The organism is Cytobacillus horneckiae (assembly GCF_002835735.1).
Lineage (GTDB): Bacteria > Bacillota > Bacilli > Bacillales > Cytobacillaceae > Cytobacillus > Cytobacillus horneckiae.
Genome location: NZ_PISD01000008.1, coordinates 307398 through 323434, shown reverse-complemented (window position 1 = coordinate 323434; position 16037 = coordinate 307398). Strand labels below are relative to the sequence as shown.

Below are 16037 nucleotides of genomic sequence, written 5' to 3'. Positions count from 1 at the left end.
TTTTTATATTAATTACTTATGCCATTGTTTACGTTTTGTTCCGCTGAGTTTGTAAATGTGAGAATGAGGAAAAACAAGAAACTCAGTAATAAAATGGAGCCTCCGACAATATATACGACCGTGTGTACAGGCTCTGGCAGGATTTCCGGTTTAAAAATAAACATAGCCATTCCCCCTGTTAAGCCGACAGAACCGATTATTGCGGTACAAACATGCAATTTTGCGAGCAAGCCTAATTTAGGTGTAAAAATCTGATAATACACTGCCCAAGCAAATAATGACAGCCAGCCGACAACAAGACTGTGAGCATGAACAGGTCGGAAGGCATAGCCCCCAGCACCAGCCATATGTGAGCCTAAATAGGCACCAATAAGTGCAAATACTGCCGATAATCTGAGTAATATTTTGCTGTATTTATTCAAATCAATTCTCCTCTTCTTTTTATATGGTTTGCCTCCTCTTTAATTTACTAGTTGAATATGAACGGAATATGAATAGAAATTTACAAATACAAATGGATGTATAAGAACGATTTAAACAAAAACCAGACATAGCTATTTGCTAATTGTCTGGTTTTTGGGGAAGAATGACTTTGAACGCTGTTCCTTCCCCTTTTTTGCTTTGGACAAGCATCTTGCCATCATGCAAATCGATGACAGATTGTGCAATTGATAACCCAAGGCCTGTTCCTTTAACCTCGCGATTCCTCGATGTATCCGATCGATAAAAGCGGTCAAATATTCTTTCCACTTCCCTCTCGCTTATCCCTTCGCCATCATCTTGGAATTCGATGGTTACATGATCCATTTCAGTCTCTAAATGAATGGAAATCTCGCCGCTTTCATTACCGTATTTAATTGCATTTGTAATCAGATTTTCCCAAACTGAATAGAGCAGCGAGGGATCGCCACTATATTTGACAGGAGGCAGCGAATAGCTGACCATCATTCCCTTTTCCTCTAAATGCCATTGATATTGTTTAATGACAAGTTTAATCTGTTCACTAATATCGAATGTGGCTCGGTTCACTAAATCTTTTTTACTATCTATGGAAGAGAGAAGCAGCAATTGATTGGTGAGGCTTGATAACCGATCGACTTCACCTTCAACGATTTCAATATAGCCTCTTTCCTCTGGCGTAAGCTTTCTCTTTTTAAATAGGTTCATATAGCCTTTAATATTAGATAATGGCGATTGAATATCATGTGAGATATTTGATATAAATTCCTTTCGCATTTCATTCGCTTTGTCCAGCTTACTTGCCATTTTCATAAAGCTTGCAGATAGTGCACCAATTTCATCTTTTCGCGAAGTATTTAGTTGAATACCAAATTTGCCATTGGCTATGATGGCGGTGGCGTCAGTTAATTGACTAATCGGTTTAACGATATACTTTGTGCTTATTAACACAAAAAGAATACTTAATACAAGGATGCCAACGATTAGCCAGGCAAACATAACATGCATTTCACTAAACAGCAATGTGATATCAGGCCTGATAAACATCGCATAAACCGTTCCATCATGTTCAAATTGAATGCCCACCGTATTTTTTAGCTCATTTGCAAAAAATCCAGTAACAAATGTAGTATGAGGGAAAGCAGATATGCCATGGTAAACTTGGCCATTTAAAACTTCGGTAACTGCATGGGCAGGCAGATTATGCTCGCGGTAATCGGCGCCGTAAAATTGGTTGAACCTAGCTCCGTCAGTTACATAAATTTGATACCCAATAGAGCCGATGTGATCCAAATATTCATCCATATTTAATTGTTCATGCTCATTTAAAAATGACGATGTTTCCTCTGCTAATTTCGTGACTTTTTCATCATTTTGCGACTTTAATGTGCGTTGATAATACATATTTGAAACGAAAAAGGAAACGAAGCTGCTTACCAGCATGATTGCAATAATCGTCAATGCAATTTTAGAATATAAGGTTTTCATTACTGTACCTCCAGAGAATATCCCACTCCCCTAATTGTTTTTATCGTTACGTTGATGTTTAATTTGACGAATCTTGCTCTCAATCTTTTAATATGAACATCGACTGTACGTTCGTCCCCTTCAAAATCCAGCCCCCAAACGTTTTCTATGAGCTGTGAACGGCTAAACACTTGATTTGGGCGTGAAGCAAGAAAATGCAGCAAGTCAAATTCCTTTAATGGCAATATGTAAGTTCTCCCATTGACCTCTACTTCATAGCTTTTTTTATTTATGTATAGCGGTCCAGCTTTCACACTGGATTCAGCTGCCTTTCCATACCTTCTCAATAGTGCATTCACTCTAAAAAGAAGCTCTTTCGGCTCAAACGGCTTCACTAAATAATCATCTGTTCCTAATAAATAGCCTTTTTCTTTATCCTCGATTTGACCTTTCGCTGTTAAGAGAATTACGGGGAGGTCATATTGTGATCGAATTCGTTTTGTTAATTCATATCCATCCATATTAGGCATCATTATATCTGCAATGGCTAAGTCGAAATCCTCTTTTTCTAGCTTAGCCAAAGCCTCATTACCATCAGCAGCTTCTACAATGCGAAAGCCTTCCTTAATTAGGTTATCCTTTACTAAATATCTTACATGCTGATCATCGTCAACAATTAATATTGTTTTCATTTTTGTACCTCGATTCGCTTATTCATATATTAAGGTTAAGCTAATTACGGACTCCTTGTCCAATTATGCTCCATCAAAAAAAACCTTGCAATAGCAAGGTTCAGTGTGTCGAGAAGGTGATTAGTTGGTTTGATGAGGTGTCCGCTCGTCTCCGGTAGGAGAGTAGCGAGACACTAAAGGTGCGAAGCAACGAAGCCGCTAATAAGCGAGCAGTAACCCTCGTAAAATCCGAAACCTTCTTTTTTTATTTTCAAATGAGTTTCTCTACAGCATGAACCTTGCAATATTCGCACGGTTAAGTATAGGCTTTATAGCTCATCAAATCCATTGTCAACTTGATTGACTTTAGTGTATTGCCTTGATTTTTGCTCGAAGAAGTCTGATTTCCCTTGATCAACCTCTTCATAAGCGACAATCCAGCGAAGCGGATTTTTGCGATAGCCGTCAAACGGACGATCAAATCCTAATTGATTCGCTCTCACATTTGCATAAAACTTAATATAAGCTTCTAAATCACTCATTAAAATTCCGTCCATCTTGTTGCCAATAATATATTGAGCCCATTCGATTTCTAGCTCCGCTGCTTCTTTAAATGTATTTTTAACAAATTCATGAAGTTGCGGGGTATCCAGTTCAGGATTTTCATTAAGAATCTCTTTGAAAATCTTTACAAATAAGTCCACATGGATTTGTTCGTCACGATTAATATAATTAATCATTGTTGATGTTGATACCATTTTTTGATTTCTGGCAAGGTAGTAAAAGAAGGCAAATCCGGAATAAAAGAATAATCCTTCCAATACGACATCATAGACGATTGATTTTAACAGGTTTTCCACAGAAGGATTCTCTGCAAAATCTTTGTATCCATTTGTGATAAAATCATTTCTTTTTCTTAGAGTTGGTTCAGTCCTCCAGTAATCAAATACTTCATCCTGCTTCTGTTTTGGAACAAGAGAAGACAAGATATAAGAGTATGAATGATTATGAATGACTTCTTGCTGTGCAAGAATGATCATTAGTGCCGACAAACTTGAATCGGTTAAATAATCAGCTGTTTTTCCTGCGTAATCGGTTTGAATACTATCTAATAATGCAAGCAGCCCGATAATCTTCAAAAAAGCATCCTGCTCGTCCTCAGTTAGCTGTGGAAATTGCTTAATATCTTGTGACATATTAATTTCAAATGGTGTCCAGAAGTTAGCAAGCATTTTTTTGTATTTTGGATAAGCCCACGAATACCTTACATCATCCCAATTGAGGACATTTGAACATTCACCGTTCACAATCCCGGTTGAGCGGTTCGGTGCTTCATGATTCATAATCGGACGTTTTTTAATACTTTCCATGTAAAACTCTCCATTTCCTTTTAGCTTGAACAAGACTCACAGTCTTCAATATCTGTGGATGTTGAACGTAAATAATAAGTCGTTTTTAATTTGTTTTTCCATGCAGTTAGATGCAGGTCGAGCAGCTCTTTCGCTTTAATATTATTTTTAATATAAAGATTAAATGAAATTGCTTGATCAATATGCTTCTGTCTGCGCGCATTTTGTTCAATGCTCCATTTCTGATCAATATGATAAGCCGATTTATAGTACCATGTAGTCTGACTATTCAGATCAGGTGCCGTAACTGGGATACGGTAGTCTTTTTTCTCCTCAGAATATTGCTTGTTAAAGATTGGATCAATACTCGGAGTACTTCCGGCAATGAGGGCAGTAGATGCATTCGGTGCAACTGCTTGCAAATAGCCGTTTCTTATTCCATTTTCCTGCACATCATTCATTAATCCAGCCCAGTCAAACTCGCTATTTTCTTCTAAGTAACCTCGCTTTGCAAAATAGTCGCCCGTTTCCCAATCAGATCCTGAATAAGCTGGATACGAGCCTTTTTCGCAAGCTAGCTCCATAGAGCTTTTTATCGTTAAATAGGCAATTTTCTCATAGATTTGATCTGCAAAATCCAATGATTCAGGACTTTCCCAAATCACTTTATTTGTAGCCAGCAAATGATGCCAGCCGAAGGTGCCTAGCCCAATTGCACGGTATTTTTGATTTGTTAATTGTCCTTGTAAAACTGGAATGCTGTTAATATCGATTACATTATCAAGCATGCGCACCTGAATCGGCACTAATCTTTCTAAAATATTATCATTGTACGATCTTGCGAGATTGATAGATGATAGATTGCATACAACAAAGTCTCCTGGGATTTTCTCGATAATAATCCTGCCGTCCTTTGTATATTCTTCTACACGCTTTGTTACACTTTGGTTTTGGACGATTTCCGTGCACAGATTTGTACAATAAATCATTCCCGCATGTGCATTAGCATTTTTCCGGTTGACTTCATCCCTGTAGAACATGAAAGGTGTTCCAGTTTCCAGTTGACTGCGCATAAGCGATTTCATAATTTCGATGGCTGGGACAACTTCCATTGACAAATCAGCATTTGTAATGCATTCTTCGTATTTTTGACGGAATGATCCAGCTCCTTCTGTTTCATCAAAGTAATCTTCCAGTGAATACCCCATCTTTTGCCTTACTTCATGTGGATCAAATAAATACCAATCTTGTCTGTTTTCCACTGCTTCCATAAACAAATCAGGCAGGCATACACCAGTAAAAAGATCATGTGTGCGCAATCTTTCATCCCCATTGTTCAGCTTTGCATCCAAGAACGAGAAAATATCCTTATGCCAAACATCGAGATAAACGCTGATAGCTCCCTGCCTTTGTCCTAGCTGATCAACACTGACCGCGGTATTATTCAATTGCTTCATCCATGGAAGAACACCGGATGATGCACCTTTAAAGCCTTTTATTTCACTGCCCCGGCTACGGATTTTTCCTAAATAAACACCGATGCCTCCGCCATTTTTTGATAAAGCAGCAATATCGGTATTGCTGTCATAGATGGAATCCAAACTATCGTCAACCGTTTCAATAAAGCAGCTTGACAGCTGTCCCCAATTCTTTCCTGCATTTGACAAGGTCGGTGTGGCCACAGTCATATAAAGGTTGCTCATTGCCCAGTATGCTTCTTTTACTAGCTGGAGGCGATTTGTTTGCTCTTTTTGCATAAGAACCATTGCGATAATCATAAAACGTTCCTGAGGCAGTTCAAATATATTTTTTTTGCGATCTTTAGCTAAATAACGATCCGTCATCATCTTTAAGCCGAGGTAAGTGAACAGCTCGTCCCTTTCAGGACAAATACATGCACCTAATTCTTGGATTTCACTCTGCGAATAGCTTTCCAAGATTGTTTTTTCATAGATTTCAAGATTTGTAAGGTCCACGATAAGTGAATAGAAACCGCCATATTTGGATTCCTTTGCATAATTTCTATTTAATGATGCTTCATGATAGATTTTCTTCAAATATAAATTTGCTGCGACATATGTCCAGTCTGGTTCATCTATAGATATGTAGGATAAACACTCTAATATAAGCTGTTCTTGTATGTTGAAAGAATCTAAGTGATTCATGCTTTCCGCTCGTTCTGCTAAAGTATTCATGTCTAAATGAGCAAACTTTTTCGCCAGCTCTTCTAAATCTATTACCGTAGATAATGTTGTCATTTTATTTCCTCCTATTTAGTGGAAAGTGTTGACTCTCCGCCAAAAATAAAAAATCCGCCCAAGGTTTTGAGCGGATCAAACGACAGAATAAGTATAAAGCGGCAAAGCACCTTTTATTATGTACTATCGTTTCATCCTCTCAACCCCCGAAGAAAAGAAACTTTAGATTAAGGCGGCAGGTCTCCTGGCTTGTGCTTCACCCTACTCAAAGCCCTTCCCGTCTTCACCTCTCTTTTAGCAGGTTACAACAGTGGTATGCTTCTTTCGTCGACACTTACAGTTGCGGGGACAGCTCCGGGATTTCACCGGATTCCCTATTAAGTCTTACTAGACACCATCACTTAATCACTATATGTAGTTGTTTTAGTTTTGTTTTTATACTAGATATTGTATGAGTAATTCTAACATATGAAATCCGAGATTACAATTTTTTATTTTTGAACAGTACGGAGGATTTGCGAGATTAACTTATATAACCACCTTTTTTATATCCAATACAAGCTTTTTTGAGGTTTGTTATCTGTAAGTATCAAATATCTTCTGCAAAAAAAGCAGCAAGAGAAATGGCCAATTCGTTTTTCCCTTACTGCTATATAAATAAACCTATTTTAATTTTACACGCTGTAATCTAAGTGCATTGAGAACAACTGAGACGGAACTGAACGCCATTGCAGCCCCTGCCAGCCATGGAGCAAGGAATCCTGCTGCAGCAATGGGAATGCCTAATGTGTTGTAGCCGAATGCCCAAAACAGATTTTGTTTAATATTCTTGATGGTTTTTTTACTCATTAAGATGGCATCGGCAATGCTGTTTAAATCTCCACGCATCAAAGTGATGTCTGCTGCTTCCATCGCTATATCTGTCCCTGTGCCGATGGCCATGCCGATGTCGGCCACCGCAAGCGCGGGTGCATCATTAATTCCATCACCAACCATTGCCACTTTTTTGCCTTGCTGTTGCAATTTTTTCACTTCATCTGCTTTTCCTTCAGGAAGGACTTCAGCAATTGTGCGTTCGATGCCAACCTCACCGGCAATTGCATTTGCCGTCAGCTGATTATCACCTGTCATCATAATGACTTCTAGACCCATCGCTTTCAAACGGCTGATTGCTTCCTTAGATGAATCCTTGACAGTATCTGCTACAGCAAGCATGCCTTTATAGCGCCCGTTGACTGCGACCAACATCGCTGTTTTCCCTGCTGATTCAAGTTCTTCCATCGCTTTTCTTGCCATATCGATAGCAATATTATTTTTCTTCATTAATCTAGTTGTTCCAATTAATACTTGCTTTCCTGATACGACTGCTTCGACGCCAAATCCAGGAATCGCTTCAAATTGTTCAGGGCTCTGCAATGTGATACCCTTCTCTTTGATTCCTGTAACAATTGCTTCTGCTAACGGGTGTTCAGATTGCTTCTCAGCAGAACCTGCAAGAGTTAAAAAATGTTCTTCATTCATGCCTGGATCTACGACTACATCTGTCAATACTGGTTTTCCATTTGTAACTGTACCTGTTTTGTCAACGACAACAGTTGTAATTAAATGGGTCAACTCTAAATGCTCTCCACCTTTGAATAATATCCCGTTCTCCGCAGCCCTGCCCGAACCGGCCATAATCGATGTTGGAGTCGCAAGTCCAAGTGCACATGGACAGGCAATAACTAATACAGCAATTAATTTTTCCAAAGCGCCGGCAAATTCACCCGGACTGATGACGAAGAACCATAACAGAAATGTAAGCAACGCTATTACGACAACAATCGGTACAAAAATTCCAGAGATTTTGTCTGCTAATCGTTGAATAGGGGCCTTTGATCCTTGTGCCTGTTCAACAACTTTAACAATCTGTGCTAAAGCTGTGTCTTTACCAACTTTAGTTGCTTCTACTTTAAGAAAGCCATTCTTATTCACTGTAGAGCCAATGACTTCGTCTCCGGCAGCTTTATCTATTGGAACACTTTCACCGGTTAACATCGATTCATCAACTGCAGATTGGCCTTCTAAAACGATGCCATCTACCGGCACCTTTTCACCCGGCTTCACATAAACGATGTCTGCTTTGCGCACTTCCTCAATGGGGATTATTAGTTCCTGCCCTTCGCGGAAAACGGTCGCCGTTTTTGCTTGCAGCCCCATCAATTTTTTGATTGCTTCAGACGAACGACCTTTAGCCCGTGCTTCAAATAATTTTCCAAGCAGGATTAATGTGATGATAATCGCACTTGTTTCAAAATAGAGATCTACATGATGTCCGGCAGGATGTCCGAGAGACTGTATTGCTGAATACAGGCTGTAAAAATAGGCTGCAGAGGTACCAAGGGCAACGAGCACATCCATATTAGCGCTGCCATTCCGCAAGGCTTTATAGGCACCTACGTAAAATTGCCAGCCAATGATGAATTGAACCGGCGTTGCGAGCACAAGCTGCACCCACGGATTCATGAGAAATTCCGGCATGTAAATAAATGATGTGAATTCAAAATGCCCAACCATTGTCCATAATAGCGGCAAGGACAAAATTAGAGCCGCTATAAATTTCCACTTTTGCTTTTGAATCGCCATTTCGCGAAAATCACTGTCTTCGTCATCTTGTTTTAATGTTGCTTGATAGCCAATCTTATCAACTTTCTCGATTAACTCCTGAACTGAAATCTGTTCAGGATTGTATTCTACCGTACCGGTTTCCAGTGCAAGATTAACATTCGCACTTTTTACACCAGGCTGTTTATTCAGCATCTTTTCAATTCGCGCTGAACAAGCGGCACATGTCATCCCTGCAATATCGAATTCCGCTTTTTCTGATACAACAGAGTACCCTAAATCATCAATTTTTTCTTCGAATTTTTGTTCGCCAATCACATCTGGATCATATTTAATTGTTGCCTTTTCTAAGGCTAAATTAACATTTGCGCTTTCCACGCCTTCTAACTTATTTAATCCTTTTTCTATTCTTGTTGAGCAAGCGGCACATGTCATTCCCGCTATGGGTAATTGGATTTCTTTTTGATTAGAACGAGACATTGGCCACACTCCTTTCTTTGTACAACTAATACTATACCCTACTATCCTATAAAAAAGTGTAAAAAGAGAACGTGCGAAATAAGCACGCAGCTCCTTATTTTACTTCATAGCCTTGATCATCAATTGTTTCTTTGATTTCATCTAGACTAACAGAAGCTGAATCAAAATCAACCTTCACTTTTCCATTTTGTAAATCAACCGCGACTGTTTTTACACCCTTCATTTCACCGACACTGCCTTCAACCGCTTTGACACAATGACCGCATGACATACCTTGTACATTTAAAGTTACACTTTCCATCTTAAAATTCCTCCTATTTTTTCATAAGTTTTTGAATCGTAATTAAAAATTCATCAAGTACTTCTTGATCGCCTTCATTGATCCGATCAACAACACAGCCTTTTAAATGCCCTTCCAGCAAAATTTTTGCTACACTATTTAAAGCAGACTGTGTAGCAGATATTTGCGTGATGACATCGTCGCAATATGTGTCTTTTTCAATCAGACCTTTAATTCCGCGAATTTGACCTTCTATACGATTAAGTCTCGTGACAAGATTCTTCTTCACTTTATCAGAATGATGACTTTGTCTATCAGAGGTCACAGCACAATGATCAATTACATTTTGTTCTTGATCAAATTCATTTTCCATTGAATCGCCTCCTTCATGTGCTTATTATATTATACCCCGGTACCCTATGTAAAGTGATTACTTTTAAAAAATTTTTTTCTCAGTTAATCAAGTTCAATTTTTCGTTATAGAAAAGCGATGATGGCCGCCTCCTGAAGGGCAGCCATCATTTTAAATTTCCTTTAAATCAGCTACATCCACTTCTGTTCTTTCTTCGAGCGGGACCCCTCTTAAGTGAACGGTTACAGTTCTTCCATCTTCGTGGAGCTGATCCACCCAAACGGATGTGCCATTGTACTGAACATCTACATCACTGGATGAAGATAAGATTTGTTTTAAGCGTTTTGAATCCATTTAACCACACTCCTCAAAGTTGTCTTTCTATTTTTTGAAGAGGGATAAATTTTATGCATATGAGTTATTTATTGGTGCAACAATTTCAACCTTTATTCTATCAGGATCTTCAAAAAATACTGCATAATGATGCTCCCCACCAGCATATGGATGTTTATCCTTATAAAGGATGGGGACATTTTTGCTCATTAGCCTCTCCGTTAATTGATTCACTTGTTCTCTGGAACGTCCATGAAAAGCAATATGATTTAGCCCTGTACGCCTGCGATGATAACCTGGTTCGATGAATTTAACGTCTGTTTGTACAAATACTAAATAGGTTTCGCCTAGCTTCCAGCTCTTGCCGCTCTCCCATTCCTGAAATGATTCATAACCCAATTCTTTTAATAGCCAGCCCCAAAACGCTATAGATCTTTGAAGATTAGACACATTTATTTCAAAATGATGAATCATACCCGTTGCCATCACATCGCCTCCTTGATTATTTTTATTATAATGAATATTTAATCATAAATGATAAAAAGTTGACGGCATTCCATTCATTTTCTATACTGTTAAAGTTCGAAATATAAAAATAGGTGGCATAATCATGGACTTTGATATAAGTTACATCTCCTTCTATGTAGTACAAGTCGAGGGTAAAGGGGAAAAAGCAAATAAATTTATTAAGCATTTTCAAACATTGGATAATGAAGGGTACGAAAATAGCGCTTTAAAAGATTTCCTTGATGGCGAGCTCATGAAAATCTCTAAGCGTAAGGTCGAGCGCCATCCAAAAACTGATCAAGCACCGACGAAAATCGGCCGCTTTATTGTCGAACCTGGTCATGAACTTACCTCTAATCCTAACTATAATTTATTTCACAAAGTGAGATACGCAGAAACGATTGATGGTTTTAAGGAACACAACGAGCAAATTGTTCATGCATATGTAGATACGGCAGCAGTACGCGGCGGCGTAGTGCTTATCGCCTCAGCGAAACTAACTAAATACTTCGATGAACCGTTTTTATTTATTATGAAATGTGATTTTGAACCAAAGGTCGCATCGATATCAGACGAGTCTACATTAATAAAAAATGTAGAAATGGCCATTACAACAAAAAATATGAAGTCGATTCAATATCCTTATATGCCCGAAGAAGGCATGGTTGAAGAAGGCGAATTGAAAATCCATCAAGCCTCACACGCACGATACTTTGAGGATTTCCTGAAATTTGTTGAGTATGAGGACTCCATGCCTGAAATTATGAAGTCTCAAGTCATGCATATGGTGCAGGAGCATGCTCAGGAAACTTTTGCAGAAAACAGTGAAGAAATGCAGCAATTTGAAGAGTCTTTAGAGATTTGGGAAGCGAGTGAAAAGAGAGAAATTCAAGAGCGGCTGGATACACACCAAGTCATGGAGGCCGCTGCCCAAATTATCGAGCATACACCGGAAGCGGAAATTCGAATGACTATCGGCAATACTGCAATTAAAGGCTTGCTTGCTGATTTCGGAGAGAATATTCATCTTGGGAAGATTGATGGACGGTATGTGCTTTTAGTGGAATCAGAGTCGATTGTATTTGATAAAGGCGTGAGTCCCCTGGAATTCCATCGGCCGGATGATTTGCATGCGATTATAGAAAAGATGAACAGGAAATAAGTTTCAGTATAATATAGTAGAAAAAGTTGAAGTCACAAGGAAATGTGACCGCAAACTAAATAAAAATGTGCAGTTTCCCAATTAACCAAATAAAAAATGAGCATAAATTGTGTTCATTTTTTATTTGGTCACAATGTCTTAAATTTTACTCATATACAACACCATCCTCAAATATTTCATCACCTGTTTCCGCATCATACATTTTTAGACCATCCATATTCAATAAATCTGCAATTCCTAATTCGATTTCTTGACCATCGGCATTAATTACAACAAGTTTTGCATCAATAAATGTTTGTGGGAGCCATTTTGCTTCTTCCAAATTGTAAATGCTCCTAAATTCAAAGTAAATTTTTCTCCATATTATGTATCTCTCCCTTTGTTTTTTTAGTTACTTTTACAAAATTAAAATCTTGGTCACTCCCCAACTTTTACTCTTTTCAAGAGTCACCCCCCGATTAATAAGGTAACAATAAAATTCAAATCATAGGGATTAGTAAAATAAAACACTAAACCTGCTATAACTCCTACTAAAATAGCTCTTATAAGTTTTTCCATGTTTATTGTCCACTTTCTTTCCCTTCAATAATGTCTAGGTATCTTTCGAAATTATCGTTAAATCTGCTTAACTCGTAATCAATAGAATCATAGTTACTATCAATAATGTTATGATTTACTACATCATTAATTGAGCTTGCTATCGTACATGAACCAAGCACAAAACATACTCCTAAAATGATCGCTGCATTCTTTAAATTTGATTTATTGTCCTCCATTATTACTCCTCCTTACTTTTCTTTTTTCTATTTATTTTCATATTATCATATAAAAACATTCTAATTAACCCATTTATTACCAAAAATTTCAGATGGGAAATAACGTAAAAAAATAAGTAAATTTCTCAAAAAAAGGGAAGGGATTTCAAATTATTTGGATAATATTGGTATTTGATGTCAGATGAACAGATGAGGTGATAAAGATATGATCTAATATTTGAGAGAGTTTTTTAAAATTATTTTCACTATATTTAAAAAGGAGAGGAATAAAATGAAGGTGTTAGCTAAGTGGTTTTTAGTATTTGTTCTTTCATTTAGCACAGTGTTATTATCTCTCGGGCTTAATGTCGGTGCTTCAGAAAATGCTAATAATGATATTTCATTAGTAGATGAAGGTGTAAATTCATTTGAAACAATTACATATATTGTTTCTGATGGAAATGGGGAACATAGCACAAGTCTAACACAGGAAGAATTTGAGCTACTACAAAAAGATGTAAAAGCATCTCACGAATCATCTGATAGTGATTTTATAGAAAATGATAATGGTGAACCATTTACGACTGATAAACAAGTAAACAAAGCCGAACCTGCCGTAGCCAATTATGTTCAAATGACATCACAAAGTACTTTTGATGCCGATAAACGACAAATAAAAGTAACCTCAAAGATTACTAAAATAACTGGGTTGAAACCATAATTATTATTACTGGAGATGATATTTTTACTAGTAAGGCTCATGAGGGTACTTACAAAAAACAAGCTGGTAGAACTACTGAGTTAACAGGTACAGACATTTATGTTGGAAAAACTGTTTCTTTTACTTATAATGTTACTCAGTCAGATTTTTATATATTTAAATATAGAATGACAGTTGGTTGGGCAGGCGGCGGTATTAGCAATTCTGCTGATCAAGTAGGGCCAGTATTAGCAAATAAAAGAGCAAAACTTTACCAATTATTTAAAAACAACCACAGCGGAAAAGTTCTACCATTCCCAGCAAGAGCAGATTATAAAACAGTTCCCCTCGAGGATAGAGTACCGTGGAATAATACTCTAAGAGGAAAATATATTAAAGATTATATAAATACCTATGGTGACCCAAAGTGGGATTGGTCTGCTTTAGACATACATCATGTAAGACCTAGAGAGCGTGGTGGCCAAAATAACTTTGCAAACTTATATCCTATACCTAGAGATATTCATCAACAGATTGTAACACCTTGGTGGGTCAACTATTAAAATTAATTAGATAGGAGAATTATGATGTTTATAAAACAAAGTATAGATACATTGAAATCACAACTAAAAGAAAATAAGCTACAGATTTTTTCTCATCAAGGGGAATTACAAACTGTAGGCTTTTACTTTAATTCTCCTATTGCTCAAGAAGCTATTACAGAATTTAGGGAAATAAATGAACTGTATATTCCAGAGGATTATGAAGCTTTTTTATTACAACAAAATGGAGCGAAGTTTCATCAATTGTATTTAGGTGATACGAATATTGGTGGAGGGTTAGAATTATACTCATTAGAGGAATTATCAAAAGTAAAGCAATTTGTCTCAACTGATAATGAGTTTTATCCTATTGGATATGTACATGAAAACTATCTTTGGATTAAAAATTGTGTAGATAACAACAAAAATTACTTATATATTGGTAACACTGAAAAAGATCCTATGCACATGAATTTTGAAATATTTTTAGATAGGTTCATTATATCAAATGGTTCTAACTTCTGGGAATGGTCGAAACTAGATGCTGAAAAGTATTATAAATATTATTAATGAACAACATCTGATAATCTGGATTCAAGTAATATTTGAATCCAGATTATTCTAAAATAGATAACCCTCTTCCATTAAAATGTGTATTTTATTTAGTTGTCTACTTCTACTTATCTCGATTCAATATCCCCTGAAATTTGCAGTCGGAATTTTATTAAAAGCTTTCTTAATCTTCTTCTTTCTGGCGATTAGTTCTTCAACCCATATCATTTATTAATTCAAATAGATAAATGACAATTTCTTGATCTTCATTTAATCAATTTCACCTGGGTGAATACCTTCATTTCCATAAACACGAATTAAAACAAGTCCTTGCTATTCCCGTTGCTTCTGTAATTTGGTTGATTGTATAATCCTTACTTTTATACATTTTAATCGCCATTTCCACTTTATCTTTTTTCTTTGTTGGTCTACCACCTTTCCTTCCTCTGGATCGTGCTGCTTGAAGACCAGACTTTGTTCTTTCACTAATACTTGCCATTGTACGGAAGAAAAATTTCCCCATTGCAGTTGAAGTGTCAATACTGTCAGTAATGGATACAAAATCTACTTCTAAATCAATAAATAGTTCACTAAGTTCAATTAGATGTTTTGTAGAACGTGAAAAACGATCAAGCTTATATACAACAATTTTGTCGCCACTGCGTAAAACTTTAAGAAGCTCTTCTAGTTGAGGGCTATCTTTTCTCGTTCCGGTTAATTTTTCTTTATAAATCTTTTCTACTCCAAATTGTGCGAGAGCATCAACTTGTATATCTAATTTTTGCTCCTCTGTACTTTCACGTGCATAACCAAATATCATCATTCATCACCTGCGAATAGTTGTTTATAAACCTATTTTAGCACCAAAAACGGTTTTAGAATTTAAAAATGTTACTTTGATTTCGGAAATGAGTTTTGCTTCTATGAATTAATACAAAATAGGTTGATTTTTAATAAAGATGTTTTCAGTACCTTAAACGTCCGTTTTGGTGTTTTTTATAGAAAATGAAATGGATAAATATGTTAAGATAGATATGGAATTAACATGGATTGAGATTTTTTTAACATGTATCTGTTGGATATGGAAAAGGGGGAAAGGGATTTGGAAACGATAATTACACCAACACGTTGGAACTTGAATAACCTTCAAAGTGGTCTTGACTTGGATAAGTTTAAAAAACATATGAGTAGTATCAAAGAAAAGTTGATAGATATTGAGATGAGTTCAAAATCAAATACCCTGTATGAAAATGAATTGGTAACCCTTTCGGAGGTTATTAAACAGATTGAATCCGCAGAATCATTTTATTATTGCTTAACAACAGAAAATATAGACCCCTCTTTCTTAACATCATTAAATGCGTGCATCTCGGCATTGAAATCTCAAGTTCGTTATATTATATCTAATTTACAAGAATCTCTAGGTAATATGAAGAATTTGTTGATTGGTCTAACAGTATTAATCATGAAAGTTTTATATCGGAGTTATTAAAAGATGGAGCAAGGGCAAGTAGTGAAGAAAAGATTATTTCAAGTTTTGTCAGAGAAACATTAAGCTGTCTTGAAAACATATATACACAACTTAATAATAATTTAAAAGTAAAAGTTGATCTTGATAATGGAGAA

At 36.7% G+C, this 16037-nt stretch carries 18 protein-coding genes and 1 riboswitch; of the genes, 5 read left to right on the top strand and 13 right to left on the bottom strand.

The window, feature by feature from the left end; all coding sequences use genetic code 11:
- Positions 1 to 8: 8 nt before the first annotated feature.
- The 10 genes from CWS20_RS04780 to CWS20_RS04735 form a co-directional block, all read right to left on the bottom strand.
- Positions 9 to 422 (bottom strand): hypothetical protein, encoded by a 414-nt coding sequence (locus tag CWS20_RS04780; RefSeq protein ID WP_066199583.1) that lies wholly within the window; start codon positions 420 to 422, stop codon positions 9 to 11.
- Positions 423 to 561: 139 nt separating this feature from the next.
- Complete coding sequence (locus CWS20_RS04775) at positions 562 to 1947, bottom strand: sensor histidine kinase (RefSeq protein ID WP_066199586.1); 1386 nt, start codon at positions 1945 to 1947, stop codon at positions 562 to 564.
- Positions 1947 to 2618: a response regulator transcription factor gene (locus CWS20_RS04770; protein WP_066199589.1), complete on the bottom strand. Its 672-nt coding sequence runs from the start codon at positions 2616 to 2618 to the stop codon at positions 1947 to 1949. The genes CWS20_RS04775 and CWS20_RS04770 overlap by 1 nt, the downstream gene beginning before the upstream one ends.
- A 308-nt stretch (positions 2619 to 2926) precedes the next feature.
- Positions 2927 to 3967, bottom strand: a complete 1041-nt coding sequence (locus CWS20_RS04765) for a ribonucleotide-diphosphate reductase subunit beta (protein WP_066199591.1) — start codon at positions 3965 to 3967, stop codon at positions 2927 to 2929.
- A 20-nt stretch (positions 3968 to 3987) separates the two neighbouring features.
- A complete protein-coding gene (locus CWS20_RS04760; RefSeq protein WP_066199595.1) occupies positions 3988 to 6204 on the bottom strand; it encodes a ribonucleoside-diphosphate reductase subunit alpha in 2217 nt (738 codons plus the stop codon).
- Between the two features lie 157 nt (positions 6205 to 6361).
- Positions 6362 to 6558, bottom strand: a riboswitch (cobalamin riboswitch).
- Positions 6559 to 6807: 249 nt separating this feature from the next.
- Positions 6808 to 9228, bottom strand: a complete 2421-nt coding sequence (locus tag CWS20_RS04755; protein ID WP_066199598.1) for a heavy metal translocating P-type ATPase — start codon at positions 9226 to 9228, stop codon at positions 6808 to 6810.
- Between the two features lie 94 nt (positions 9229 to 9322).
- A complete protein-coding gene (gene copZ / locus CWS20_RS04750) occupies positions 9323 to 9529 on the bottom strand; it encodes a copper chaperone CopZ (RefSeq protein WP_066199601.1) in 207 nt (68 codons plus the stop codon).
- Positions 9530 to 9542: 13 nt separating this feature from the next.
- Positions 9543 to 9881, bottom strand: coding sequence for a metal-sensitive transcriptional regulator (locus tag CWS20_RS04745; RefSeq protein ID WP_066199604.1), 339 nt, complete (start codon positions 9879 to 9881; stop codon positions 9543 to 9545).
- A 150-nt stretch (positions 9882 to 10031) separates the two neighbouring features.
- Entirely contained in the window at positions 10032 to 10214 is a 183-nt protein-coding gene (locus CWS20_RS04740; RefSeq protein WP_066199608.1) for an H-type small acid-soluble spore protein, read from the bottom strand.
- 51 nt (positions 10215 to 10265) lie between these two features.
- Positions 10266 to 10679, bottom strand: coding sequence for a VOC family protein (locus CWS20_RS04735; protein ID WP_066199611.1), 414 nt, complete (start codon positions 10677 to 10679; stop codon positions 10266 to 10268).
- Positions 10680 to 10803: 124 nt separating this feature from the next.
- On the opposite strand from CWS20_RS04735, the gene CWS20_RS04730 reads away from it, so the two are divergent.
- Complete coding sequence (locus tag CWS20_RS04730) at positions 10804 to 11862, top strand: DUF3900 domain-containing protein (RefSeq protein WP_066199614.1); 1059 nt, start codon at positions 10804 to 10806, stop codon at positions 11860 to 11862.
- Positions 11863 to 12007: 145 nt separating this feature from the next.
- Here the strand turns inward: CWS20_RS04730 and CWS20_RS27905 are convergent, their stop codons facing one another.
- Both CWS20_RS27905 and CWS20_RS04725 read right to left on the bottom strand, forming a co-directional pair.
- On the bottom strand, positions 12008 to 12184 hold the full coding sequence (locus CWS20_RS27905; protein WP_157090549.1) for a hypothetical protein: 177 nt from the start codon (positions 12182 to 12184) through the stop codon (positions 12008 to 12010).
- Between the two features lie 238 nt (positions 12185 to 12422).
- Positions 12423 to 12638, bottom strand: coding sequence for a hypothetical protein (locus tag CWS20_RS04725; RefSeq protein WP_066199618.1), 216 nt, complete (start codon positions 12636 to 12638; stop codon positions 12423 to 12425).
- A 271-nt stretch (positions 12639 to 12909) separates the two neighbouring features.
- On the opposite strand from CWS20_RS04725, the gene CWS20_RS04720 reads away from it, so the two are divergent.
- The 3 genes from CWS20_RS04720 (at position 12910) to CWS20_RS04710 (ending at position 14429) form a co-directional block, all read left to right on the top strand.
- The gene (locus CWS20_RS04720; protein WP_066199621.1) at positions 12910 to 13338 is read left to right on the top strand and encodes a hypothetical protein; all 429 of its coding nucleotides are present in this window, start codon (positions 12910 to 12912) and stop codon (positions 13336 to 13338) included.
- Between the two features lie 167 nt (positions 13339 to 13505).
- Positions 13506 to 13880, top strand: coding sequence for an HNH endonuclease (locus tag CWS20_RS04715; protein ID WP_066199623.1), 375 nt, complete (start codon positions 13506 to 13508; stop codon positions 13878 to 13880).
- A gap of 21 nt (positions 13881 to 13901) precedes the next feature.
- Positions 13902 to 14429 carry an SMI1/KNR4 family protein gene (locus CWS20_RS04710; protein WP_066199626.1) on the top strand — a complete coding sequence of 176 codons (528 nt, stop codon included), beginning with the start codon at positions 13902 to 13904 and terminating at the stop codon, positions 14427 to 14429.
- Positions 14430 to 14709: 280 nt separating this feature from the next.
- Here the strand turns inward: CWS20_RS04710 and CWS20_RS04705 are convergent, their stop codons facing one another.
- Positions 14710 to 15231 carry a recombinase family protein gene (locus tag CWS20_RS04705; RefSeq protein WP_066199628.1) on the bottom strand — a complete coding sequence of 174 codons (522 nt, stop codon included), beginning with the start codon at positions 15229 to 15231 and terminating at the stop codon, positions 14710 to 14712.
- A 282-nt stretch (positions 15232 to 15513) separates the two neighbouring features.
- Here CWS20_RS04705 and CWS20_RS04700 point away from each other — a divergent pair, with 282 nt between their 5' ends.
- Complete coding sequence (locus CWS20_RS04700) at positions 15514 to 15903, top strand: hypothetical protein (RefSeq protein ID WP_066199631.1); 390 nt, start codon at positions 15514 to 15516, stop codon at positions 15901 to 15903.
- Positions 15904 to 16037: the final 134 nt, after the last annotated feature.